The following is a 22,566-nucleotide window of genomic DNA, read 5'->3' as shown; positions in this document are numbered from 1 at the left end:
GCGCTTCAAAGCATGAGGTATACAATGCGCGCCATCGTGATTCTGCTCAAAAAAGGTGCGTCATGCAGCCCTTCGTAATTGCTCCGTCGATTCTCTCCGCCGACTTCGCCCGCCTGGGTGAAGAAGTGGACAACGTCCTGGCCGCTGGCGCCGACTTCGTGCACTTCGATGTCATGGACAACCACTACGTGCCGAATCTGACCATCGGCCCGATGGTGTGTGCCGCGTTGCGCAAGTACGGCGTGACCGCGCCGATCGACGCTCACCTGATGGTCAGCCCGGTGGACCGTATCGTCGGGGACTTCATCGAAGCCGGCGCGACCTACATCACTTTTCACCCGGAAGCCACGCAGCACGTCGACCGCTCCCTGCAACTGATCCGCGAAGGTGGCTGCAAGTCGGGCCTGGTGTTCAACCCGGCGACCCCGCTGGACGTGCTCAAGTACGTGATGGACAAGGTCGACATGATCCTGCTGATGAGTGTCAACCCGGGCTTTGGCGGGCAGAAGTTCATCCCCGGCACCCTCGACAAGCTGCGTGAAGCGCGGGCGCTGATCGATGCTTCCGGGCGTGACATCCGCCTGGAAATCGACGGCGGCGTGAACGTGAACAACATTCGTGAAATCGCCGCTGCTGGCGCCGACACCTTCGTCGCCGGCTCGGCGATCTTCAATGCACCGAACTACCAAGAGGTGATTGAAAAGATGCGTTCCGAACTGGCGCTGGCCCGTCCATGAGTGGCTTTGAGCAGCTGTTCCCGGGGTCTCTGCCGCGGCTGGTGATGTTCGATCTGGATGGCACGCTGATCGATTCGGTCCCCGACCTCGCAGCGGCTGTGGATAACATGCTGCTCAAACTCGGGCGTCAACCGGCCGGCATCGAATCGGTGCGTGAGTGGGTGGGCAACGGCGTGCACACGCTGGTACGCCGGGCCTTGGCCAACCACATCGACGCCGAGGGTGTCGATGAGGTCGAGGCCGAGCATGCCCTGGAGCTGTTCAACGGTTTTTACGAGGACGGTCACGAGCTGACGGTGGTTTACCCCGGCGTGCGCGACACCCTGAAATGGCTGCACAAGCAGGGTGTCGAGATGGCGCTGATCACTAACAAGCCGGAGCGCTTCGTCGCGCCGCTGCTGGATCAGATGAAAATCGGCCGTTATTTCCGCTTGATCATCGGCGGCGATACCCTGCCACAGAAAAAGCCGGACCCGGCCGCGCTGTTTTTCGTGATGAAAATGACCAACATCCCGGCGTCGCAATCCTTGTTCGTCGGCGATTCGCGCAGTGATGTGTTGGCGGCAAAAGCGGCCGGGGTCAAATGCGTGGCGCTCAGTTACGGCTATAACCATGGCCGGCCGATTGCCGAAGAGTCGCCGGCGCTGGTGATCGACGATCTGCGCAAGTTAATTCCCGGTTGCCTGGATCCGGCCGCTGAGATAACGTTGCCCGACGCTGTTCAACCCCCTTCTGGAAACGCCATCGTGGTGGTCACTCGCAAACTCTGGATGAAAGTCATCAAGGCCCTGGCCCGCTGGCGTTGGCGCGCCTGACTTGTTCCTGGCCGACATACCGGCGCGTTTGCATACCTGACTGTTAGACCCTCAAGCCACGAGGCTACCCCCATGATCCGCGAAGAATTCCTGCGTTTGGCCGCTGCCGGCTATAACCGCATCCCGCTTGCCTGCGAAACCCTCGCCGACTTCGACACGCCGCTGTCGATCTACCTGAAGCTGGCCGACGAGCCCAACTCCTACCTGCTGGAATCGGTGCAGGGCGGGGAGAAGTGGGGGCGTTACTCGATCATCGGTCTGCCGTGCCGCACCGTGCTGCGGGTTCATGACCATCACATCAGCGTGACCCATGACGGCATCGAGATCGAAAGCCACGAAGCCGAAGATCCACTGGCCTTCGTCGAAGCATTCAAAGCTCGCTACAACGTGCCGACCATCCCTGGCCTGCCGCGCTTCAACGGCGGCCTGGTGGGTTACTTCGGTTACGACTGTGTGCGGTATGTGGAGAAGCGTCTGGGCAAGTGCCCGAACCCGGATCCGTTGGGCGTGCCGGACATTCTGCTGATGGTTTCTGACGCGGTAGTGGTATTCGACAACCTCGCCGGCAAGATGCACGCGATTGTCCTGGCCGATCCCTCGCAGGACGATGCTTTCGAACAAGGTCAGGCGCGTCTGGAAGAGCTGCTGGAAAAACTCCGTCAGCCGATCACGCCGCGCCGTGGCCTGGATTTCAGCAAGCAACAGTCTGCTGATCCGGTGTTTCGTTCGAGCTTCACCCAGGACGATTACGAAAAAGCCGTCGACACCATCAAGGAATACATCCTGGCCGGTGACTGCATGCAGGTCGTGCCGTCCCAGCGCATGTCGATCGACTTCAAGGCTGCGCCGATCGATCTTTACCGGGCGCTGCGTTGCTTCAACCCGACGCCTTATATGTACTTCTTCAACTTCGGCGACTTCCACGTCGTCGGCAGTTCGCCGGAAGTGCTGGTGCGGGTCGAGGACAACCTGATCACCGTGCGCCCGATCGCCGGCACCCGTCCTCGGGGCGCCAATGAAGAGGCTGACCTGGCGCTGGAAAAAGACCTGCTGTCCGACGACAAGGAAATTGCCGAGCACTTGATGCTGATCGACTTGGGTCGTAACGACACCGGTCGGGTCTCGGAAATCGGTTCGGTGAAACTCACCGAAAAAATGGTGATCGAGCGTTATTCCAATGTGATGCACATCGTGTCCAACGTCACCGGTCAACTGAAGGCAGGGCTGACGGCGATGGACGCACTGCGCGCGATTCTGCCGGCGGGTACCTTGTCTGGCGCACCGAAGATCCGCGCGATGGAGATCATCGACGAACTGGAACCGGTCAAGCGTGGTGTCTACGGCGGCGCCGTTGGCTATTTCGCCTGGAACGGCAACATGGACACCGCGATCGCGATCCGCACCGCGGTAATCAAGAACGGCGAACTGCACGTGCAGGCCGGCGGCGGCATCGTTGCCGACTCGGTACCGGCGCTGGAATGGGAAGAAACCCTGAACAAGCGCCGCGCAATGTTCCGTGCCGTGGCCCTGGCCGAGCAAACCCCGGACGCCTGAGCTCACGCAAAACCTGTGGGAGCGAGCCTGCTCGCGAAGAGGCCAGCACAGCCAACATTGATGTTGTCTGACCCACCGCTTTCGCGAGCAGGCTCGCTCCCACAAGGGCCTCCCAGCATAAAAAAACGCGGCACCTGTGAGGGCGCCGCGTTTTTTGTGCCTGCTGTTTGCCGGATCAGAAGTCCAGCGCAACCCCAACGGTAAGCCCTTGCTGGGTAAAGTCATCATCCTTGCGGAACGTGTATCCGCCACGCAGCGCCAGATCGGCCGTCAACTTGTGGCTGACCCCCAGGCTCACGCGATTCAAGTGGCTTTGCGGTGTATAGCCGTCCAGTTTGAAGTCCAGGGACGGCAGGCTGTTGAGCGCGATGTTTACTTTCTGAGTGTCATCCTCGTATTCATGCTCATACGCGTATTCGCCGAACACTTGAGTCTGCGTGGTGATCTGATACTTACCCTGCAGACCGGCGCCCAGACGTTTTGAATCGCGAGTCTGATCATCAAAGGTCAGCGCTGTGGAACGAGTGCTGTTTTCCGAGTAGCCGTCGACTTCCACTTTTGCATAATCGGCGCTGATGAACGGCGACAGGTGCCACTCGCTACCCGGTTGCGCAATGTCGTAACCAAGGCGGGTGCTGAAGGCCCAGAGATCGCCATCGGTATCGCCTTTCTCCGCACCTTCGCTGGCACCCAGGTCGAATTTGCGTTTGAGGTTGTCGTAATCCAGCTTGCCGCCGGTCAACGCGGCATCGGCCCACCAGCGATTCTGCTGGAACTGGGCGAAGGCGGTGGCCAGGTAGCTGTTGAGTTTGTAGTCCGAATCGTTATTGCCTGCTTCCAGGTTCTGACGATAGAAGCCCGCCGCCACACCGACGCGCCAAGCGTCGTTGAGACGATAGCTGCCGCCGATGTTCAGGTTGTACCCGTCGCCGTCGGCACTGGCTCCGCTGCTTTGGCTATCGACATCCAGATGCTGTCCGCCACCGGCGACAATCGCGCGCCATTGGCCGACCGCCTGCCAGTTCTCCCAGTCCGATTGCCATTGGCTGCGCAGTTCATCCTGGTGCGCACGCAAGGTGGCGTGGGCCATTTCTGGCAACAACGTCAGCTCCCACGGCGCAGCCAGTAGGGAGTAGGCGTAGTCGGAAATCAGTTTCTGCCCGGCTTCGGTCGGATGAACCCCGTCGTTATAAATCAGCTTGCTGGGGTCCGGGGTTGCACTGTTGATACCATACGTAGGGTTTTCGGTGCAGCTGTTACCGCTGAAGCAAGTCGCCGTCAGGTTCTGGCCGGTAGCAAAACCGAATCGAGCCGGATCGGCGAAGGTTTCCTGCAACAGCAGCGGAATGTTCAGCGGGATGATTTCGGCATCGATCCCCGCCAGTCGAGTGACCAGTTGCCGGTTGAAGGCAGAGCTCAGTAGTGAGGTGGGTGTCTGCTGGGGCGTGCCATTGATGGCGGGCGTCAAACCCAGGTCGGGCAGCAGCCATACCACGATGTACCGGGCGCCGGCGGTTTGCAGAACCTGGACGCTGTTGGCCAGTCGATCCGCAGCGGCATTCGCCTGAGCGCCACTTTGTACACGTCCCTGAAGAAAATCGTTACCACCCCCGGAAATGTAATACAGCGCATTCGGATCGGCGCTGAAGTTATTTGTCGGCAGATAGCCCGGGCGTGTGCGTTCGCCCGTGGCGGATGCGGTGGTGATCGAGGTGAGGATCTGGTCGGTGCGATATCCGCCAACGGCCCAGTTATTACCGTCCGGCAGACCCTGGTTCGCACGCGCCGCCGAGGTTGAAGCGGCCGTCTGGTCCGGTGAAAACCCAAGCCTTCCACCCAGCAATTGCGTCGAGTTGGCGGAATAGACTTCGCCGCTGCCGTTCTGGTAAATCGGTCCGGTCCGGTTGGTGAAGCGCACGGTTGAGCCGGGAGGGCCGCCCGTGTCGGTAAACTGCCCGGCATCGTTGAGGCTATCGCCGAAGACGATGAAATTCGAATAAGGGTTGGGCGCCGCGATCGCCTGGGTGCAGGCCATGGCGAGCAAGCAGCCGGCAAGCGGTACAGCCAACGTCTGTCTGATCATGAGCAAGTCCGTTTGTTATTGTTGTAGTGAGCAAAGCGACAGTGCCAAAAACTATAGAGCCTGTTGCCGTTCGGCGCGAACCCGTCAATTGTTTCAAGAGCTTCGATCGCCCCATATTGCACGCTCTGCCCAGCTAAGTTACTGTGCCAAGACGTATAAATGAGACCTTCCCCGTGTTGATCGTCAGCAAACTTCTGGATCAAGTCATCAAGGCACACGCCCGTTGGCGTTGGCGCGCCTGAATCCTTCTGCCGGCCCGGCCGGATCTTTACCGCTTTGCCTTCTTTACCCGCAAGACAAACCGCTTTGCAGCGCGACTCCAGCGACTGACAAAGTGCAGGACACTGCGGGTAAATCATTCGAAGGCTGTATTAAAGTCAGTGAATTCAAGAGGTTCTTAACGCCATGTTGCTGATGATCGATAACTACGACTCTTTTACTTACAACGTTGTGCAATACCTCGGTGAGCTCGGCTCCCAGGTCAAAGTCGTGCGCAACGATGAGCTCACCATTGCCGAAATCGAAGCCCTCAATCCTGAGCGGATCGTCGTTTCACCAGGCCCTTGCACGCCGAACGAAGCCGGCGTGTCGATTGATGTGATCAAACATTTTGGCGGTAAATTGCCGATTCTGGGCGTCTGCCTGGGGCATCAGTCCATCGGCCAGGCCTTTGGTGGCGATGTAGTGCGCGCCCGTCAGGTCATGCACGGCAAAACCAGCCCGGTGTTCCACGAGGATAAAGGCGTATTTGAAGGCCTGAACCATCCGCTGACGGTCACCCGCTATCATTCACTGATCGTCAAACGCGAAACCCTGCCCGATTGCCTGGAGCTGACCGCCTGGACCCAGCTTGAAGACGGTTCGGTCGACGAGATCATGGGCCTGCGCCACAAAACACTGAACATCGAGGGCGTCCAGTTTCACCCTGAGTCGATCCTCACCGAACAGGGTCACGAGCTGTTCGCTAACTTCCTCAAACAAACCGGCGGCACGCGCTAAGGACTTTTCATGAATATCAAGACAGCCCTGAGCCGTATCGTCGAACAGCTCGACCTCAGCACCGATGAGATGCGCGATGTCATGCGCGAAATCATGACCGGTCAATGCACGGATGCGCAGATCGGCGCGTTCATGATGGCCATGCGTATGAAGAGTGAAAGCATCGACGAGATCGTCGGTGCCGTGTCGGTCATGCGCGAGCTGGCGGACAAAGTCGAACTCAAGACCCTCGATGGCGTCGTCGATGTGGTGGGTACCGGCGGTGACGGTGCGAACATCTTCAACGTATCGACTGCTTCCTCATTTGTGGTCGCAGCGGCCGGTTGCACTGTGGCCAAGCACGGCAACCGTGCGGTCTCGGGCAAAAGCGGCAGCGCCGATTTGCTGGAGGCGGCGGGTATCTACTTGAACCTGACGCCGGTTCAGGTAGCACGCTGCATCGACAACGTCGGCATCGGTTTCATGTTCGCCCAGACCCATCACAGCGCCATGAAGCACGCCGCCGGCCCGCGCCGGGAGCTGGGCTTGCGTACGCTGTTCAACATGCTCGGCCCGCTTACGAATCCGGCCGGCGTGAAGCATCAGGTGGTGGGCGTGTTCAATCAGGCGTTGTGCCGGCCGCTGGCCGAAGTCTTGCAGCGTATGGGCAGCAAGCACGTGCTGGTAGTGCACTCGAAGGATGGCCTGGACGAGTTCAGTCTGGCGGCGCCGACCTTTGTGGCGGAATTGAAGGATGACCAGATCACCGAGTATTGGGTCGAGCCAGAAGACTTGGGGATGAAGAGCCAGAGCCTGCACGGTCTGGCAGTGGATAGCCCGGCGGCCTCGCTGGAGCTGATCCGCGATGCCCTGGGCAAGCGCAAGACCGAGAATGGTCAGAAAGCCGCGGAAATGATTATGCTCAATGCTGGTGCCGCGCTGTACGCCGCCGACCATGCCCGCAGTTTGAAAGAAGGCGTTGCCCTGGCGCACGATGCGCTGCACACAGGCCTCGCTCGGGAAAAACTGGAGGAGTTGGGTGCATTTACCGCGGTATTCAGAGTGGAGAATGAGGGATGAGTGTACCGACGGTTCTGGAAAACATTCTGGCCCGCAAAGTCCAGGAGGTCGCCGAGCGTAGCGCTCGCGTAAGCCTGGCCGAGCTGGAAAGTCTGGCCAAGGCGGCCGATGCACCCCGTGGTTTTGCCAAGGCATTGTTGGCTCAGGCCAAGCTCAAGCAGCCAGCGGTCATTGCAGAAATCAAGAAAGCTTCACCGAGCAAAGGCGTTATCCGCGAGAACTTCGTTCCCGCCGACATCGCCAAGAGTTACGAGAAGGGCGGCGCGACCTGTCTGTCGGTGCTCACCGATATCGATTACTTCCAGGGCGCCGATGCGTATCTGCAACAGGCGCGGGCGGCGTGCAAACTGCCGGTGATCCGCAAGGACTTCATGATCGATCCGTACCAGATCATTGAAGCCCGAGCGTTGGGCGCCGACTGCGTGCTGTTGATCGTCTCCGCACTGGATGACGTGAAAATGGCCGAGTTGGCTGCCGTCGCCAAAAGTGTCGGCCTCGATGTGCTGGTGGAAGTTCACGATGGCGACGAGCTGGAGCGGGCCTTGAAAATCCTCGACACTCCGTTGGTCGGTATCAACAACCGCAACCTGCACACCTTCGAAGTCAATCTGGAAACCACCCTCGATCTGTTGCCGCGTATCCCGCGTGATCGCTTGGTGATCACCGAAAGTGGCATTCTCAACCGGGCCGATGTCGAGCTGATGGAAATCAGCGATGTGTTCGCATTCCTGGTTGGCGAAGCGTTCATGCGCGCCGAAAGCCCGGGCTCCGAACTGCAGCGTCTGTTCTTTCCTGAGCGTGGTATCGCAGTAAGCGGTTCTACACTCGACTGAACGTGACTTAATGAAGAAGCCGGCGATGCCGGCTTTTTTATACCCCAAACAAAGGATGTCTACTGCCATGACCCAGCCCATCGCCTTGACCGTCGAAGCCGGCCTGCTCGCCGAACAGGATCTGTTGGCCCATGTGTGCACCGGCGATTCGGAGTTTGGTCTGTTGTTCTGGCAACCCAGTGATAAGGCGCTGGTCATGCCGCGACGATTGAATCGTCTGCCTGGGTTCGAGGCCGCGTGCGAAGTGTCGGCGGCGGCAGGTTGGCCGGTATTGTTGCGTGAAACCGGCGGTGAACCGGTGCCGCAATCGGCCTCAACGATCAACATCGCACTGGTCTACGCGCCACCGCGTAGTGAGGGTGACCAGAACCGTATCGAAACCGGTTATCGCCGGCTTTGCGATCCGATTTGTCAGCTACTCGATGAACTGGGCGGCGTTTCGTCTTTGGGCGAAATAGAGGGTGCGTTCTGTGATGGGCGTTTCAACGTCAACCTTGATGGGCGCAAGATGGTCGGCACGGCTCAACGCTGGCGCCAGAGCAAGGGCGGTACGCGTCCGGTAGGGTTGGTGCACGGTGCTTTGTTGCTCGATAACGAGCGTGAGTCAATGGTTGCGGCGGTTAACCGTTTCAATGAAGCCTGTGGCCTGGAGCAGCGAGTTCGCGCCGAGAGCCACATTGCTCTTCATGAAAAATATGCAGCACCTGATGCGTTGGGGCGACTCGACACGTTGTACCACCAGTTGCTGGCAGACATGTTCAGGGCTTAGCGCGTACCAAAGACCACCATGGTCTTGCCTTTGACGTCCACCAGATTGCGTTCTTCCAGGTCCTTGAGTACGCGACCGACCATCTCTCGTGAACAACCGACAATCCGCCCGATCTCCTGACGGGTCACCTTGATCTGCATGCCATCGGGATGGGTCATTGCATCTGGCTGCTTGCACAGCTCCAAGAGGCAGCGTGCGACGCGGCCGGTAACGTCGAAGAATGCAAGGTCACCCACTTTGCGGGTGGTGTTGCGCAGGCGCTGTGCGATTTGTCCGCTGAGCACGTAAAGGATGTCTGGATCCTGTTGGGACAGCTCGCGGAATTTCGCGTAGCTGATCTCCGCGACTTCGCATTCGATCTTGGCGCGCACCCAGGCGCTGCGTTCCTGTTCCAGGCCAGCCTGTTCGAACAGGCCCAACTCGCCGAAAAAGTCTCCGGTGTTCAGGTAGGCGATGATCATTTCGCGGCCATCGTCATCCTCGATCAAGATGGTGACCGAACCCTTGATGATGAAGAACAGCGTGTCCGAGCGATCGCCGGCACAAATGATGTTGCTTTTGGCCGCATAACGACGGCGCTGGCAGTGCATCAGCAGCTTGTCGAGGTTCTTGATTTTGGGTGTTGGGGTAATAGCAACCATGGTTGTATCCCGAAAAGACTTCACGGTGTGTTTGGTTTTCTTATGAGTCGCTGAGGTTGCTACAAAGCTGGCTATGCGCCAGTGAATTGGCGCCAGCTTAACAGACACTTCCTGCAATATTCGAGAATTTACCTACAGCGCAGCGGCTTGCGTCGTAGGAAGGCGAGACGCCGTCCATCAAGGCCCCTGTGCTAAGCTGGCGACCCTTTTTTATACAGTGGAGTCTTGGCGATGAAGGCACGCATCCAATGGGCTGGCGAAGCCATGTTCCTCGGCGAATCCGGCAGCGGTCATGTCGTGGTCATGGACGGTCCGCCCGATGCCGGCGGTCGCAACCTGGGTGTCCGGCCGATGGAAATGCTCCTGCTGGGTGTTGGCGGTTGCAGCAATTTCGACGTGGTCAGCATCCTCAAGAAGTCCCGTCAGGCTGTTGAAAGCTGCGAAGCCTTCCTCGAAGCCGAGCGCGCCACCGAAGATCCGAAGGTTTTCACCAAGATCCACATGCATTTCGTGGTCAAGGGCCGCGGCTTGAAAGAAGCCCAGGTCAAACGCGCCATCGAGCTGTCTGCCGAGAAGTATTGCTCGGCGTCGATCATGCTTGGAGCGGCTGGCGTGGCAATTACTCATGACTACGAGATCATCGAGCTCGGTTGAATCGACATTCAACTATCATAAAGGCAGTGCAGACTGTGGCGATCTAAAGCTGGCGTCTGCTCGGGTGTGTGGCCTGTCGGTTGAGGGGCCATTACCCCGGAAAAAGTGGCGCTGGCATGCTTGATTACGCGGCCGGGCCGCACTGCATAGAGAGTTTTAACGGTGAAAAGCAAACTCAAGCTCCACGGGTTCAATAACCTGACAAAGACCTTGAGCTTCAACATCTATGACATCTGCTACGCGGAAACCCCGCAAGACCAACAGGCTTACGTCGAGTACATCAATAAAGAGTACAACGCCAAGCGCCTGACGCAGATCCTCACAGAAGTTGTCGATATCATTGGTGCCAACATCCTGAACATTGCCAGTCAGGACTATGAACCCCAGGGCGCCAGTGTCACGATTCTGATCTCTGAAGAGCCGGTGACCCCGACCGACAGTCAGATCGAAGAGTCCCCGGGCCCGCTGCCTGAAATCATCCTGGCCCACCTCGACAAGAGCCACATCACGGTGCACACCTACCCGGAAATCCATCCGGACGATGGCATCGCGACATTCCGTGTGGACATTGATGTGTCGACCTGTGGCGTCATTTCACCGCTCAAGGCGCTCAACTTCCTGATCCACCAGTTCGATTCGGACATCGTGACCGTGGATTATCGTGTGCGCGGTTTCACCCGTGACGTGGAAGGCAAAAAGCACTTCATCGACCACGAGATCAATTCGATTCAGAACTACCTTTCCGAAGACACTCGCGACGCATACCAGATGACCGACGTGAACGTGTACCAGGAAAACCTGTTCCACACCAAAATGCTGCTGAAGAACTTCGAGCTGGATAACTACCTGTTCGGCGACGCTACCAACAACCTGTCGTCTGAGCAGCGTGCTCAGGTGACCGAGCGTGTGAAACACGAAATGCTGGAAATCTTCTACGCGCGCAACATGCCGAACTAAAATTGCTGAACACAAAAAAGGCGACTCCCTCACGGCAGTCGCCTTTTTTACTGCGAGTGTCCCTTGTAGGAGCAAGGCCCTGAGTTCAGATCCGGTAAGTACTCTTGGTCATGACCTTGGCCATCAGGCTCATGCCGAACTTCACCGGTGCCGGGAAGCGGAAACCCCCTGCCTCCAGCGCGCTTTCGGCGTGGTGTTCTTCATCAATGCGCATCTGCTCGAGGATCGCCCGGGACTTTTCGTCCTCGGCTGGCAGTTGCTCAAGGTGTTCGTTGAGGTGTTTGCACACCTGATGCTCGGTCGCGGCAACGAACCCCAGGCTGACTTTATCGCTGATCAATCCGGCCACCGCGCCAATCCCGAACGACATGCCGTAGAACAGTGGATTGAGAATGCTGGTGTGGCTGCCCAACTGTTTTATGCGTTGTTCGCACCAGACCAGGTGGTCGATTTCTTCTTCGGCGGCATGCTCCATGGCGGCGCGCACTTGCGGCAGCTTGGCGGTCAGGGCCTGACCCTGATACAGCGCCTGGGCACAGACTTCGCCGGTATGGTTGATGCGCATCAGACCGGCGACGTGCCGGGTGTCTTCGTCGCTCATTTGCGCATCCGGCTGAACGATAGCGGGCGAAGGACGGTACGGCTGACCACTGAAGGGCAACAAGGTACGCATCGCGGCATCGGCTTGCAGCAGAAGGCGGTCAATCGGCGAGTAGTGACGTTGGGTAGTCATGCTGACCTCCGGGAAGAATCTCGGCGGCCAGTTTAACCCAATCGGCCGGGGAAGGTTTGCGCTGGGTCATTGCGACGCAGGTGCTCGTGGGAGCGGGATTGCCCGCCCCCACAGGGCTTACTGCAATCAGCCCGGCGGCCAATGCATCTGGCGCTGACCCAATACATGCATATGAATGTGATAGACGGTCTGCCCACCGAGTGGATTGCAATTCATGACCACGCGGAAGCCCTCTTCGCAACCCAGTTCCAGGGCCAGACGCTGGGCGGTGAACAGAATATGCCCAGCCAATGCCTTGTCGTCCTCGGTCAGGTCGTTAAGCGTGCGCACCGCTTTTTTCGGGATCACCAGGAAATGCACCGGTGCCTGTGGGGCGATGTCGTGGAAGGCCAGTACCTGGTCGTCCTCGTAAATGATCTTCGCCGGGATTTCCCGGTTGATGATCTTGGTGAACAGAGTATCCACAGCTGTTTTCTCCGTTGTTTGGGCTGGCCTGAGTGTAACCATGGGTTATGCCCGAGCCCAGTCTTTTACCTTGAGGGTGCGATCAGCGCGGGCAGTAAGCCTTGTTGACCATGCCGGCGATTGTCCGGGTCAGCCAGCGCGAGCCGAGTCGCGGCAGGAAGGCGCGCCAGCGGTTGCGTCGGCCCGGAATAATGATGGCGCGGTTTTTCTCCAGAGCCCGGACGGTGTAGAGCGCGACTTCCTCGGGTCTCATCAGCATTTTGCTGTCGACCAGTTTGCCAGCGTCCAATTGCGCGGTGCGGAAAAACGCCGTGCGGGTAGGGCCGGGGCAGAGCACCGACACCTTGACCGCGCATTTTTTCAGTTCGACGCGCAACCCTTCGGAAAAGTGCAGCACATAAGCCTTGCTGGCGTAATAAGTACTCATCCACGGGCCGGGATGGAACGCCGCCACCGAGGCGACATTCAAAATTTGCCCGCCGCCCTGCAGCGCCATACTGTTGCCGATCGCGTGACACAGGCGAGTGAGTGCGAGGATGTTCACTTCGATCAGGTCCTGTTCGGTCATCCAGTCCTGAGCCAGAAAAGGGCCGCAGGTGCCGATGCCGGCGCAGTTGACCAGCAAATCGATCTGTCGGTCACCTTCCTCCAGCTCCAGCAGAAAACCGGACAGCCGTAGCGGCTCGCCGAGATCACAGGCTCGGAACAACACTTCCACGCCAAAACGTTGAGTCAGTTCAATCGCAATACTTTCCAGCTGATCACGCTGACGGGCCACCAGGATCAGGCTGCGGCCGCGCCGGGCCAGCGCTTCGGCCATCGCCAGGCCGATGCCGCTGGAAGCGCCAGTGATCAGAGCGTAACGGGTCATGCATTTCTCCATCGCAACAGCTCCGCGCCGGCGACGCAGGTGTCACGGACGGGGAGCGCTGTTCATTCTTTCGCAGAGTCTACAGGGGGCTGGGCTTCTTCGGCTGCATCGTCGGCTGAATTTGGCGCTGGCTCTGCTTCCACGGCGGTTTGATCTTCGATCTCTTCGGTGGTCACGGAGTCACTTTCATAGCGGCTCTGGGTGGCGCTTTCATATTCGCTCTGAATGGTCGTAAGGCCACCGGTCAGTCCGCCGATGAACAGGATCGCGATAAACACCAGCCACAGTGAAGACAGGACCTTGACGGCGGTGCTGTTGGGCGGTGGTGGCGCGCCGTATCGATTGGCGGTGTTATTACCCGGCACAATCACCATCACGAACGGAAAGATGCTGCCCACGAACGGCACGAGCGTCAGTAGCCAGAGCCAGCCAGACCAACCGATATCATGCAGGCGCTGGACACTGAACTGAATGCTGACGAGGCCGAGCACCACGAAGCCGATCAAGGCCAGCAGGCCTCCGAGAATGAGGGCGATGGTCGAGTCCGTGTTGATGAGGGCCAAGGCAAAAACAGCAATCAAAGAGCCAGCGCTAAGGGTCACCAGCGTCAGCGACATCGTCCAGGCCAGATAACGCAAGCGACCGATCCGACCCTCGAAGCTGAACGGCTTGAGTGTGGAAAACGCAGGCAAGGCTTCGCCAACGGTAGCCTGGGGTGGTGCGTAAGGGGATTCGGGATCTGCCGCGACGGCAGGGGCGTGTTTATGAACGTCAGACAGGTTCAGCTCGATCGAGGGTTCGGATTCGATCCGGGCATCGATACCGGTTTTGCTCAGCGCCTGGAGATAGGTCTGCGCATCGATCTGTGACAGATCGCGTTTGAGCGCAACCGGCTTGCCACTGAACAGTCGCTCGATGGCGGCCACATCGCTTTTGAACAACTCGGCGAGATTGAGCTTGGCGGTGGTGACGTCAACACCTGGCAGCAGAGCCCCGTCGAACACGATCTTGAAACGGTTTTCGCTCATTGCGAGGCATCCTTGTCGCGAATGTTTTAGGGAGTATTGCGGATGGAGTGTAAAGCCAGCCGGAATGGGCTGGCCAAGTTTTCCTGTCAGCGTGGCCAGCGCTTGGGCAGCGCTGCCGCCAGCTCCAGTGCTTTTCGGTACTCGGCATCGAGGCGAGCGACCAATTGATCAACACTCGGCAGGTCATCGATCTCGCCGACACCCTGGCCTGCGGACCAGACGGTTTTCCAGGCTTTGGCTTCATCGCTTATGGGCTTGAGTTTGGAGCCGAAGTTCACCTCGCCCTTGCCTTGCAGCGCTGCCATGTCGAAACCTGCTGCCTCAAGGCTCTGACGCATAAAGCTCGCCGGTACTCCCGACACCGCTGGAGTATGGACGATGTCCGCGGCTCTGGAAGTCAGCAGCATCTCTTTATAGGCGTCAGACGCATGACTTTCGGTGGTGCCGATAAATCGCGTACCGAAGTAGGCCAGATCCGCACCAAGCAATTGTGCCGCAAGAATCTCGTGACCGTGGTTCAGGCAACCGGCCAGCAGCAGGGTCTTGTCGAAGAATTGGCGGATCTCGGCAATCAGTGAGAACGGACTCCAGGTTCCGGCGTGTCCACCGGCACCTGCTGCCACGGCGATCAAACCGTCGACCCCGGCCTCGGCGGCTTTCTCTGCATGGCGACGAGTCGTCACGTCATGGAACACCAGACCGCCATAGCTGTGCACTGCATCGACCAGTTCTTTCACGGCGCCGAGGCTGGTGATCACAATCGGCACTTTGTGCTCGATGCAGATCGCCAGGTCCGCTTGCAGCCGCGGGTTGCTGTTGTGGACGATCAGGTTCACCGCGTAAGGCGCGGGGTTATCCAGTGTCGCCAACCCTGCTTCGATCTCTTCCAGCCAGGCCTTGAAGCCGCTGCTCTCGCGCTGGTTCAGCGCAGGAAAGCTGCCCACCACGCCATTACGGCAGCAGGCGAGCACCAGTTTTGGGTTGGAGATCAGGAACATTGGCGCTGCCACCACAGGCAGGCGCAAACGTTGTTCGAGCAGAGCGGGCAGCGACATTGGAAGTACCCCGGTGAGTTGTGCTTATTGGAGTTAGAACGGCCGAACGACGACCAGAATTACAATAGCCAGCAATATCAGAACCGGCACTTCATTGAACCAGCGATAAAAGACATGGCTGCGGGTGTTCTCGCCACGGGCAAAACGTTTCACCTGAGCGCCGCACATGTGGTGGTAGCCGATCAGGATCACCACCAGGGTCAACTTGGCGTGAATCCACGCACCCTGACTGAATATGCTTGGGTTCAGGCCGATCAGTGCAATGCCGAAAATCAAGGTGGCGATCATCGCCGGTCCCATGATGCCGCGGTACAGCTTGCGCTCCATGATGCTGAAGCGTTCCTTGCTGACGGTGTCCTCGCTTTGGGCATGATAGACAAACAGGCGCGGCAGATAGAACAGGCCGGCAAACCAGCAGACCATGCTGATGATGTGAAGCGCTTTGAGCCACAGATAAAGCATTTTTAGTTATTCCCAGGTTCACGGTAGCCCGAATAGTAGAGGCTTGTGCCGCCGCACGTCACCTTGACGGTTGTCGCAGAGCCGCGTGGCCCCTATTATCGATGGCTTTCCAGTGGGTTCGTTGAGGGCAGGTTTATGGTCAAGGTCGGTATCGTCGGCGGCACGGGTTACACCGGTGTCGAACTGCTGCGTCTGTTGGCACAGCATCCGCAAGCAGAAGTGGTCGTCATCACTTCCCGATCCGAGGCCGGTCTGGCCGTGGCTGATATGTATCCGAACCTGCGCGGTCATTACGATGGCCTGGCGTTCAGCGTTCCGGACATCAAGACGCTGGGCGCTTGCGATGTGGTGTTCTTCGCCACGCCTCACGGTGTTGCCCATGCGCTGGCTGGCGAACTGTTGGCAGCCGGGACCAAAGTCATCGACCTGTCGGCGGACTTCCGTCTGCAAGACGCCGATGAGTGGGCCAAGTGGTACGGTCAGCCGCACGGCGCGCCGGAACTGCTGGAAGAGGCGGTTTACGGCTTGCCGGAAGTCAATCGCGAGCAGATCAAGCAGGCCCGTCTGATCGCCGTGCCGGGTTGCTACCCAACTGCTACGCAATTGGGTTTCCTGCCATTGCTGGAAGCAGGTCTGGCCGATACCACTCGCTTGATCGCTGACTGCAAATCCGGTGTCAGTGGTGCCGGTCGTGGCGCTTCTGTAGGTTCGCTGTACTCCGAGACGTCAGAAAGCATGAAGGCTTACGCCGTCAAAGGGCACCGTCATTTGCCGGAAATCCGCCAGGGTCTGCGTCGCGCCGCGGGCAAGGATGTCGGTCTGACGTTCGTTCCGCACCTGACGCCAATGATTCGAGGCATCCACTCGACGCTCTACGCGACTGTCGTGGATCGCTCCGTGGATCTGCAGGCGTTGTTTGAAAAGCGTTATGCCAACGAACCGTTCGTCGATGTCATGCCTGCTGGCAGCCATCCGGAAACCCGCAGTGTGCGCGGTGCCAACGTTTGCCGTATTGCGGTGCATCGTCCGCAGGATGGTGATCTGGTGGTGGTGTTGTCGGTGATCGACAACCTGGTCAAAGGTGCGTCGGGTCAGGCGGTGCAGAACCTGAACATCCTGTTTGGTCTGGATGAGCGCTTGGGTCTGTCCCATGCAGGCATGCTGCCGTAAGGCTTTATCCTGCTCAGCAAAAAAGCCCGTCTGACGGGCTTTTTTGCATTTCGGGCGGGCAAATGTGTTGATTGATATACCGTAACAATAGTTGACCGATTTTCTAGGAGAAGCGGATAATGCGCGTCATCACGCATTATGGCGGCGTAACGCCGGGAGATAGTTAGCATGAGCGTCGAATCCTTCACCCCCACGGCTTTGCAATTCACCCACGGTGCCGCGCACAAGGTGAAGAGCCTGGTCGATGAAGAGGGGAATGATCGCTTGAAGCTGCGCGTATTCGTTACGGGCGGTGGTTGTTCAGGTTTTCAGTACGGCTTCACCTTCGATGAAGAAGTGGCCGATGACGACACCATCGTCGAACGCGAAGGTGTGAGTCTGGTGGTCGACCCGATGAGTTTCCAATACCTGGCAGGTGCCGAGGTGGATTATCAGGAAGGTCTGGAAGGTTCGCGCTTCGTGATCAAGAACCCGAACGCCAGCACCACGTGTGGCTGCGGCTCTTCGTTCTCGATCTGATCGCAATACATCGCATCACCAAGCGCCGCATGGCCTCAGGGCTCTGCGGCGTTTTGCTGTCCGGGATTCGGTATGGCTAGTCAGGCAGGGTAAATGGCACCGAGTACGCGCAGGCCCCGGGCGCCGGTGACGCTCGGGCGATTGGCCGCGATGCCTTCAAGGCAGCAATGTGCCAGCCAGGCGAAAGCCATGGCTTCGACCCAGTCCGGGTCTACACCGTAAGCCGCGGTGCTGGTGACCTTGGCGTTCGGCAGCAAGCTGGCCAAGCGGTTCATCAGCGTGGTGTTGTGCGCGCCGCCGCCGCAGACAAGCAGTTCCAGGGTGTCTGATTGGGCGCTTTGCAGTGATTCGACGATGGTCAGGGCGGTCAGTTCAAGCAGCGTTGCCTGCACGTCTTCGGTGGCGAAGGTCGGCAGCTGTGTCAGGTGCTGTGTCAGCCATGGCAGGTTGAATACTTCGCGACCGGTACTTTTCGGGCCTTTGGTCACGAAGAACGGATCACTGAGCAATTCTTTCAAAAGAATCGGTTCGACCTTACCGGTGGCAGCCCATTGGCCGTCGCGATCAAAGTTGTCGCCGCGTTGCTGGTGAATCCACGCATCCAGCAGAACATTGCCTGGACCACAGTCGAAACCGGCTACCGGTTTACCGGGCTCGATCAGGCTTAGGTTGCTGAAACCGCCGACGTTCAATACCGCACGATTGCCAGGCTGTTCTTCGAACAACGCTTCGTGGAAGGCTGGAACCAGTGGCGCGCCTTGCCCTCCGGCGGCCACATCGCGGCTGCGGAAGTCGCTGACCACGGTGATGCCGGTCAGCTCCGTCAGTAGGGCAGGGTTGCCGATTTGCACCGTGAAGCCGCGCGCGGGTTCGTGGCGAATGGTCTGACCGTGGCTGCCGATTGCACGAATGTCTTCGGGCTCCAGGTTTTGTTGATCAAGGAGGGTGTGAATGCCCTGTGCTGCCAGCTTCACCCAGTTCTGCTGGGCAATGGCGGAGCGGGCAATCTCGTCCGGGCCACTACTGCACAAGCCAAGCAGCTCGGTGCGTAGGGAGTCAGGCATGGGAATGTAGTGCGTGGCGACCAGCTTGATCGCCGGGGCTAGCTCAACCAGCGCAATATCCAGGCCGTCGAGGCTGGTCCCGGACATCACACCTATATAGAGCGTCATGGCTTATCGCTTGCTCGAAGCCAGCTGCGTGGATTTCTCTTGATCCATACGCGCCATCAGCGGTTGGCTCTGCGCGAGGAAACGTGCGCGTTCAGCTTTGGAGATCGGATCGGCCATCGCTACCTTCTGGCCCAATGGATCGACGTGTACGCCATTGACCTGGAACTCGTAGTGCAAGTGCGGGCCGGTGGAGAGTCCGGTGGTGCCGATGTAGCCGATCACCTGGCCTTGCTTGACGCTGCCGCCAGTCTTGATGCCTTTGGCGAAGCCTTGCATGTGGCCGTACAGCGTGCGGTAGGTATTGCCGTGCTGGATGATTACGGTGTTGCCGTAGCCACCGCGGCGTCCGGCCAGCAACACTTTGCCGTCACCGGCTGCCTTGATTGGGGTGCCACGCGGCGCTGCATAGTCGACGCCTTTGTGGGCGCGGATCTTGTTCAGGATTGGGTGCTTGCGGCCCATGGAGAATTTCGAACTGATGCGGGCGAAGTCCACCGGCGTACGGATAAACGCCTTGCGCATGCTGTTGCCGTCAGCTGTGTAGTAGCTGCTGTTGCCTTGTTTATTGATGTAACGCACGGCGGTGTAGGTCTTGCCGCGGTTGGTGAAGCGCGCGGAAAGGATCGGGCCATTGCCGACGGCCTTGCCGTTGACGACTTTCTGTTCGTAGATGACATCGAACTCGTCACCCTGGCGAATATCCTGGGCGAAGTCGACGTCATAGCCAAACACGCTGGCCATGTCCATGGTCAGGCTGTGGGACAGGCCTGCACGTGCAGCGGATTGCGACAGCGAACTGTTGATCACGCCATGAACGTAGGCGGAGCGCACGGTAGGCTTGGCGGTAATGCGGTTGAATGCATAACCCTTGTCATTCTTGATCAGGGTGATGCTTTCGACGTCGCTGACCTTGCTGTGCAAGTTGGTCAGCTGGCCATCGGGGCTCAGTTCGAATTCAAGTTTCTGGCCATGTTTGAGTTGGCTGAACTGCTTGGCCTGTTTGTCGCTGGCCAGTACTTCATGCACCGAAGTTGCCGGAAGGCCGACTTTCGCGAACAGTGTGGAGAGCGTATCGCCTTTAGAAACGATCACTTCCCTATGGTTTGGAGATTTTTTTTCTTCGATCGCAGGGGCGGGCGTGGATGCTGGCGCCGGTGCGGCCTGAGCGGTTTCCTGGGGTTCTTCGGCGCTGTTTTCGATCTGCGCGAAAGGGGAAGCTGCTGGCTCATTTGTGGCCTGGACGGCCTCGGCAGCGTCTTGATCTTGTGTCAGTTGTTCAGCAGGGCTTTCCAGTTCAAGACTCAGGGTCGTCTTTTTGGCTTCAACATCACTGGAAGGAAATACCAGAAGCGCCAGGCTCAGAAGGGCGGCGATGCCACTTGCTGCGAGCAGGTGGGTCTTCGGGTAAAGCGGCGGCGCTTTAGACGATTCTTTGGTCATAGGTAATTTTTGACTTTGAAAAAGATGAATTGGAAAAGATGAATGACATGATGAAGATGAAATAACTGTATAAAATATAACCAAATCATCTCTGAAGCAAGTCCGCAAACGCTGTGGTCGCGGATTGGCGTCCGTGCGCCGGGCAAAACTTGTATTTGACGCGCGATCTTGTATGGTTGGTTCCCTTTGAATTCGAGCCATGCGGGTCTGTTATGAAGTCGGTTGAAGAGCAGCTAGCGCTGATTAAACGTGGTGCGGAAGAACTGTTGGTCGAGTCCGAGCTGATCGAAAAGCTCAAGCGTGGCCAGCCGCTACGTATCAAGGCAGGCTTCGATCCGACCGCGCCGGATTTGCACCTGGGTCATACCGTGCTGATTAATAAGCTGCGCCAGTTCCAGGAGCTGGGGCATCAGGTGATCTTCCTTATAGGTGACTTCACCGGGATGATCGGCGATCCGAGTGGCAAGAGTGCGACACGTCCTCCTCTTACCCGCGAGCAGGTTCTCGAGAATGCCGAGACCTACAAGACCCAGGTTTTCAAGATTCTTGATCCGGCGAAAACCGAAGTTGCGTTCAACTCCACCTGGATGGATCAGATGGGGCCGGCCGATTTCATTCGCCTGACTTCGCAGTACACCGTAGCTCGCATGCTCGAGCGCGACGACTTCGATAAGCGCTACACCACCAATCAGCCAATTGCCATTCACGAGTTTCTCTATCCGCTGGTTCAGGGTTATGACTCGGTCGCCTTGCGCGCGGACGTCGAGCTGGGTGGTACTGATCAGAAGTTCAACCTGTTGATGGGGCGTGAACTGCAGCGTGGATATGGTCAAGAGGCTCAGTGCATTCTGACCATGCCGCTGCTCGAAGGTCTGGATGGCGTGAAGAAAATGTCCAAGTCCTTGGGCAACTACGTGGGTATTCAGGAAGCGCCGGGTGTGATGTACGGCAAGCTGGTTTCCATTCCGGATGCGCTGATGTGGCGCTACTTCGAATTGCTCAGTTTCCGCCCCATGGATGAGATCAATGCATTCCGTGCTGATGTCGAGGCGGGTGCCAATCCGCGTGATATCAAGATCAAGCTAGCCGAAGAGATCGTTGCGCGTTTCCATGGTGAAGAGGCTGCGACCAATGCTCACCGTGCGGCGGGTAACCGTATGAAGGAAGGCGAGCTACCGGACGATCTGCCAGAGATCGAATTGACTGCTACTGAAGACATGCCGATTGCTGCTGTCCTTAATAAGGCAGGTCTGGTCAAGAACTCGGCTGTCGCGCGGGACCTTCTAGGTTCTGGTGGTGTGCGTATAGATGGTGAGGTTGTCGATCGCACCTTTATATACGTACTGGGCGCGACCCATGTTTGCCAGGCTGGGAAGAAGGCATTTGCGCGTATTACGCTCAAATCCGAATAACGCTCAAATTAGGGGTTGACGGCAGATTCTGGAAGTCTATAATTCGCCCCACTTCCGGCGCAGTCGAAACGGAAAACTCCTTGGTAAACAATGAGTTACGCAGTTTTCGACAGCGAGTTGCTTCAGGTCATCGAAGCCCAGAAGGAGTTGAAAGAGTGGTGTTGTTTGGCTCTTTTAACGGTTCGATCTTCTCGGTCGAAAGCGGTGTAAAAGAGGTGTTGACAGCAGCGAGTAACGCTGTAGAATTCGCCTCCCGCTAACGAGAGATCGCAAGCGCAAGTGGTTGAAGTTGCAAAGGAAACTTTGAAAATTTCGGAAAATAACCGCTTGACAGCAACAGAGGCTGCTGTAGAATGCGCGCCTCGGTTGAGACGAAAGATCTTAACCAACCGCTCTTTAACAACTGAATCAAGCAATTCGTGTGGGTGCTTGTGGAGTCAGACTGATAGTCAACAAGATTATCAGCATCACAAGTTACTCCGCGAGAAATCAAAGATGTAACCAACGATTGCTGAGCCAAGTTTAGGGTTTCTTAAAAACCCAAAGATGTTTGAACTGAAGAGTTTGATCATGGCTCAGATTGAACGCTGGCGGCAGGCCTAACACATGCAAGTCGAGCGGCAGCACGGGTACTTGTACCTGGTGGCGAGCGGCGGACGGGTGAGTAATGCCTAGGAATCTGCCTGGTAGTGGGGGATAACGCTCGGAAACGGACGCTAATACCGCATACGTCCTACGGGAGAAAGCAGGGGACCTTCGGGCCTTGCGCTATCAGATGAGCCTAGGTCGGATTAGCTAGTTGGTGAGGTAATGGCTCACCAAGGCGACGATCCGTAACTGGTCTGAGAGGATGATCAGTCACACTGGAACTGAGACACGGTCCAGACTCCTACGGGAGGCAGCAGTGGGGAATATTGGACAATGGGCGAAAGCCTGATCCAGCCATGCCGCGTGTGTGAAGAAGGTCTTCGGATTGTAAAGCACTTTAAGTTGGGAGGAAGGGCATTTACCTAATACGTAAGTGTTTTGACGTTACCGACAGAATAAGCACCGGCTAACTCTGTGCCAGCAGCCGCGGTAATACAGAGGGTGCAAGCGTTAATCGGAATTACTGGGCGTAAAGCGCGCGTAGGTGGTT

At 57.9% G+C, this 22,566-nt stretch carries 22 protein-coding genes and 1 rRNA gene (1 of these 23 running past the window's edge); 13 read left to right on the top strand and 10 right to left on the bottom strand.

Annotated elements, in window-relative coordinates; genetic code table 11:
- The first annotated feature begins 62 nt into the window (after nt 1–62).
- The 3 genes from rpe to trpE all read left to right on the top strand — a co-directional run bounded on the left by rpe (nt 63) and on the right by trpE (nt 3,106).
- Nucleotides 63–737 carry a ribulose-phosphate 3-epimerase gene (rpe, locus tag QFW87_RS26720; protein ID WP_008035979.1) on the top strand — a complete coding sequence of 225 codons (675 nt, stop codon included), beginning with the start codon at nt 63–65 and terminating at the stop codon, nt 735–737.
- The gene (locus QFW87_RS26715) at nt 734–1,552 is read left to right on the top strand and encodes a phosphoglycolate phosphatase (RefSeq protein WP_149629954.1); all 819 of its coding nucleotides are present in this window, start codon (nt 734–736) and stop codon (nt 1,550–1,552) included. The genes rpe and QFW87_RS26715 overlap by 4 nt, the downstream gene beginning before the upstream one ends.
- Before the next feature lie 72 nt (nt 1,553–1,624).
- A complete protein-coding gene (gene trpE / locus QFW87_RS26710) occupies nt 1,625–3,106 on the top strand; it encodes an anthranilate synthase component I (RefSeq protein WP_283181890.1) in 1,482 nt (493 codons plus the stop codon).
- A 175-nt stretch (nt 3,107–3,281) separates the two neighbouring features.
- On the opposite strand, the gene estP is transcribed toward trpE, so the two are convergent.
- Nucleotides 3,282–5,189 (bottom strand): esterase EstP, encoded by a 1,908-nt coding sequence (estP, locus tag QFW87_RS26705; RefSeq protein ID WP_283189245.1) that lies wholly within the window; start codon nt 5,187–5,189, stop codon nt 3,282–3,284.
- Between the two features lie 405 nt (nt 5,190–5,594).
- On the opposite strand from estP, the gene QFW87_RS26700 reads away from it, so the two are divergent.
- The 4 genes from QFW87_RS26700 to QFW87_RS26685 all read left to right on the top strand — a co-directional run bounded on the left by QFW87_RS26700 (nt 5,595) and on the right by QFW87_RS26685 (nt 8,849).
- On the top strand, nt 5,595–6,188 hold the full coding sequence (locus tag QFW87_RS26700; RefSeq protein ID WP_033056198.1) for an aminodeoxychorismate/anthranilate synthase component II: 594 nt from the start codon (nt 5,595–5,597) through the stop codon (nt 6,186–6,188).
- A gap of 9 nt (nt 6,189–6,197) precedes the next feature.
- Nucleotides 6,198–7,247, top strand: coding sequence for an anthranilate phosphoribosyltransferase (gene trpD, locus QFW87_RS26695; RefSeq protein ID WP_283181888.1), 1,050 nt, complete (start codon nt 6,198–6,200; stop codon nt 7,245–7,247).
- Nucleotides 7,244–8,080, top strand: coding sequence for an indole-3-glycerol phosphate synthase TrpC (trpC, locus tag QFW87_RS26690; protein WP_283189244.1), 837 nt, complete (start codon nt 7,244–7,246; stop codon nt 8,078–8,080). Before trpD ends, trpC begins: the two co-directional genes overlap by 4 nt.
- A 67-nt stretch (nt 8,081–8,147) precedes the next feature.
- Nucleotides 8,148–8,849 (top strand): lipoate--protein ligase family protein, encoded by a 702-nt coding sequence (locus QFW87_RS26685; protein WP_283181886.1) that lies wholly within the window; start codon nt 8,148–8,150, stop codon nt 8,847–8,849.
- Here the strand turns inward: QFW87_RS26685 and crp are convergent.
- Nucleotides 8,846–9,490 carry a cAMP-activated global transcriptional regulator CRP gene (gene crp, locus QFW87_RS26680; RefSeq protein ID WP_283181885.1) on the bottom strand — a complete coding sequence of 215 codons (645 nt, stop codon included), beginning with the start codon at nt 9,488–9,490 and terminating at the stop codon, nt 8,846–8,848. The genes QFW87_RS26685 and crp overlap by 4 nt on opposite strands.
- 231 nt (nt 9,491–9,721) lie before the next feature.
- Here crp and QFW87_RS26675 point away from each other — a divergent pair, with 231 nt between their 5' ends.
- Nucleotides 9,722–10,144 (top strand): OsmC family protein, encoded by a 423-nt coding sequence (locus QFW87_RS26675; RefSeq protein ID WP_007941657.1) that lies wholly within the window; start codon nt 9,722–9,724, stop codon nt 10,142–10,144.
- 162 nt (nt 10,145–10,306) lie between these two features.
- A complete protein-coding gene (gene speD / locus QFW87_RS26670) occupies nt 10,307–11,101 on the top strand; it encodes an adenosylmethionine decarboxylase (RefSeq protein ID WP_283181884.1) in 795 nt (264 codons plus the stop codon).
- 85 nt (nt 11,102–11,186) lie between these two features.
- Here the strand turns inward: speD and coq7 are convergent, their stop codons facing one another.
- The 6 genes from coq7 to hemJ all read right to left on the bottom strand — a co-directional run bounded on the left by coq7 (nt 11,187) and on the right by hemJ (nt 15,715).
- Complete coding sequence (gene coq7 / locus QFW87_RS26665) at nt 11,187–11,834, bottom strand: 2-polyprenyl-3-methyl-6-methoxy-1,4-benzoquinone monooxygenase (protein ID WP_008147238.1); 648 nt, start codon at nt 11,832–11,834, stop codon at nt 11,187–11,189.
- 126 nt (nt 11,835–11,960) lie between these two features.
- Nucleotides 11,961–12,299, bottom strand: coding sequence for a histidine triad nucleotide-binding protein (locus QFW87_RS26660; protein ID WP_008147240.1), 339 nt, complete (start codon nt 12,297–12,299; stop codon nt 11,961–11,963).
- 82 nt (nt 12,300–12,381) lie between these two features.
- Complete coding sequence (locus QFW87_RS26655) at nt 12,382–13,170, bottom strand: SDR family oxidoreductase (RefSeq protein ID WP_283181883.1); 789 nt, start codon at nt 13,168–13,170, stop codon at nt 12,382–12,384.
- Nucleotides 13,171–13,232: 62 nt separating this feature from the next.
- Nucleotides 13,233–14,198: a DUF805 domain-containing protein gene (locus tag QFW87_RS26650; RefSeq protein ID WP_283189243.1), complete on the bottom strand. Its 966-nt coding sequence runs from the start codon at nt 14,196–14,198 to the stop codon at nt 13,233–13,235.
- Nucleotides 14,199–14,284: 86 nt separating this feature from the next.
- Nucleotides 14,285–15,253 (bottom strand): nitronate monooxygenase family protein, encoded by a 969-nt coding sequence (locus QFW87_RS26645; RefSeq protein ID WP_283189242.1) that lies wholly within the window; start codon nt 15,251–15,253, stop codon nt 14,285–14,287.
- A 33-nt stretch (nt 15,254–15,286) separates the two neighbouring features.
- Entirely contained in the window at nt 15,287–15,715 is a 429-nt protein-coding gene (gene hemJ / locus QFW87_RS26640; protein ID WP_046052338.1) for a protoporphyrinogen oxidase HemJ, read from the bottom strand.
- Between the two features lie 135 nt (nt 15,716–15,850).
- On the opposite strand from hemJ, the gene argC reads away from it, so the two are divergent.
- Nucleotides 15,851–16,885 carry an N-acetyl-gamma-glutamyl-phosphate reductase gene (argC, locus tag QFW87_RS26635; protein WP_007941665.1) on the top strand — a complete coding sequence of 345 codons (1,035 nt, stop codon included), beginning with the start codon at nt 15,851–15,853 and terminating at the stop codon, nt 16,883–16,885.
- Between the two features lie 168 nt (nt 16,886–17,053).
- A complete protein-coding gene (gene erpA, locus QFW87_RS26630; protein WP_007947969.1) occupies nt 17,054–17,404 on the top strand; it encodes an iron-sulfur cluster insertion protein ErpA in 351 nt (116 codons plus the stop codon).
- Nucleotides 17,405–17,484: 80 nt separating this feature from the next.
- On the opposite strand, the gene QFW87_RS26625 is transcribed toward erpA, so the two are convergent.
- Entirely contained in the window at nt 17,485–18,576 is a 1,092-nt protein-coding gene (locus QFW87_RS26625) for an anhydro-N-acetylmuramic acid kinase (RefSeq protein WP_283181880.1), read from the bottom strand.
- Between the two features lie 3 nt (nt 18,577–18,579).
- Nucleotides 18,580–20,016, bottom strand: coding sequence for a peptidoglycan DD-metalloendopeptidase family protein (locus tag QFW87_RS26620; protein ID WP_283181879.1), 1,437 nt, complete (start codon nt 20,014–20,016; stop codon nt 18,580–18,582).
- A 212-nt stretch (nt 20,017–20,228) separates the two neighbouring features.
- On the opposite strand from QFW87_RS26620, the gene tyrS reads away from it, so the two are divergent.
- The gene (tyrS, locus tag QFW87_RS26615) at nt 20,229–21,428 is read left to right on the top strand and encodes a tyrosine--tRNA ligase (RefSeq protein ID WP_283189241.1); all 1,200 of its coding nucleotides are present in this window, start codon (nt 20,229–20,231) and stop codon (nt 21,426–21,428) included.
- 552 nt (nt 21,429–21,980) lie between these two features.
- Nucleotides 21,981–22,566 (top strand): 16S ribosomal RNA (locus QFW87_RS26610) (it continues 953 nt past the right edge of the window).

Origin of the sequence: Pseudomonas sp. PMCC200344 (assembly GCF_030053095.1) — a bacterium.
In the GTDB taxonomy this organism is placed as follows: domain Bacteria; phylum Pseudomonadota; class Gammaproteobacteria; order Pseudomonadales; family Pseudomonadaceae; genus Aquipseudomonas; species Aquipseudomonas svalbardensis.
This window is presented reverse-complemented; position numbering and strand designations above follow the sequence as displayed.

Coding starts and splice junctions, on each gene's coding strand:
- rpe (WP_008035979.1), top strand. CDS start 63: ATGCAGCCCTTCGTAATTGCTCCGTCGATTCTCTCCGCCGACTTCGCC.
- QFW87_RS26715 (WP_149629954.1), top strand. CDS start 734: ATGAGTGGCTTTGAGCAGCTGTTCCCGGGGTCTCTGCCGCGGCTGGTG.
- trpE (WP_283181890.1), top strand. CDS start 1,625: ATGATCCGCGAAGAATTCCTGCGTTTGGCCGCTGCCGGCTATAACCGC.
- estP (WP_283189245.1), bottom strand. CDS start 5,189: ATGATCAGACAGACGTTGGCTGTACCGCTTGCCGGCTGCTTGCTCGCC.
- QFW87_RS26700 (WP_033056198.1), top strand. CDS start 5,595: ATGTTGCTGATGATCGATAACTACGACTCTTTTACTTACAACGTTGTG.
- trpD (WP_283181888.1), top strand. CDS start 6,198: ATGAATATCAAGACAGCCCTGAGCCGTATCGTCGAACAGCTCGACCTC.
- trpC (WP_283189244.1), top strand. CDS start 7,244: ATGAGTGTACCGACGGTTCTGGAAAACATTCTGGCCCGCAAAGTCCAG.
- QFW87_RS26685 (WP_283181886.1), top strand. CDS start 8,148: ATGACCCAGCCCATCGCCTTGACCGTCGAAGCCGGCCTGCTCGCCGAA.
- crp (WP_283181885.1), bottom strand. CDS start 9,490: ATGGTTGCTATTACCCCAACACCCAAAATCAAGAACCTCGACAAGCTG.
- QFW87_RS26675 (WP_007941657.1), top strand. CDS start 9,722: ATGAAGGCACGCATCCAATGGGCTGGCGAAGCCATGTTCCTCGGCGAA.
- coq7 (WP_008147238.1), bottom strand. CDS start 11,834: ATGACTACCCAACGTCACTACTCGCCGATTGACCGCCTTCTGCTGCAA.
- QFW87_RS26655 (WP_283181883.1), bottom strand. CDS start 13,170: ATGACCCGTTACGCTCTGATCACTGGCGCTTCCAGCGGCATCGGCCTG.
- QFW87_RS26650 (WP_283189243.1), bottom strand. CDS start 14,198: ATGAGCGAAAACCGTTTCAAGATCGTGTTCGACGGGGCTCTGCTGCCA.
- QFW87_RS26645 (WP_283189242.1), bottom strand. CDS start 15,253: ATGTCGCTGCCCGCTCTGCTCGAACAACGTTTGCGCCTGCCTGTGGTG.
- hemJ (WP_046052338.1), bottom strand. CDS start 15,715: ATGCTTTATCTGTGGCTCAAAGCGCTTCACATCATCAGCATGGTCTGC.
- argC (WP_007941665.1), top strand. CDS start 15,851: ATGGTCAAGGTCGGTATCGTCGGCGGCACGGGTTACACCGGTGTCGAA.
- erpA (WP_007947969.1), top strand. CDS start 17,054: ATGAGCGTCGAATCCTTCACCCCCACGGCTTTGCAATTCACCCACGGT.
- QFW87_RS26625 (WP_283181880.1), bottom strand. CDS start 18,576: ATGACGCTCTATATAGGTGTGATGTCCGGGACCAGCCTCGACGGCCTG.
- QFW87_RS26620 (WP_283181879.1), bottom strand. CDS start 20,016: ATGACCAAAGAATCGTCTAAAGCGCCGCCGCTTTACCCGAAGACCCAC.
- tyrS (WP_283189241.1), top strand. CDS start 20,229: ATGAAGTCGGTTGAAGAGCAGCTAGCGCTGATTAAACGTGGTGCGGAA.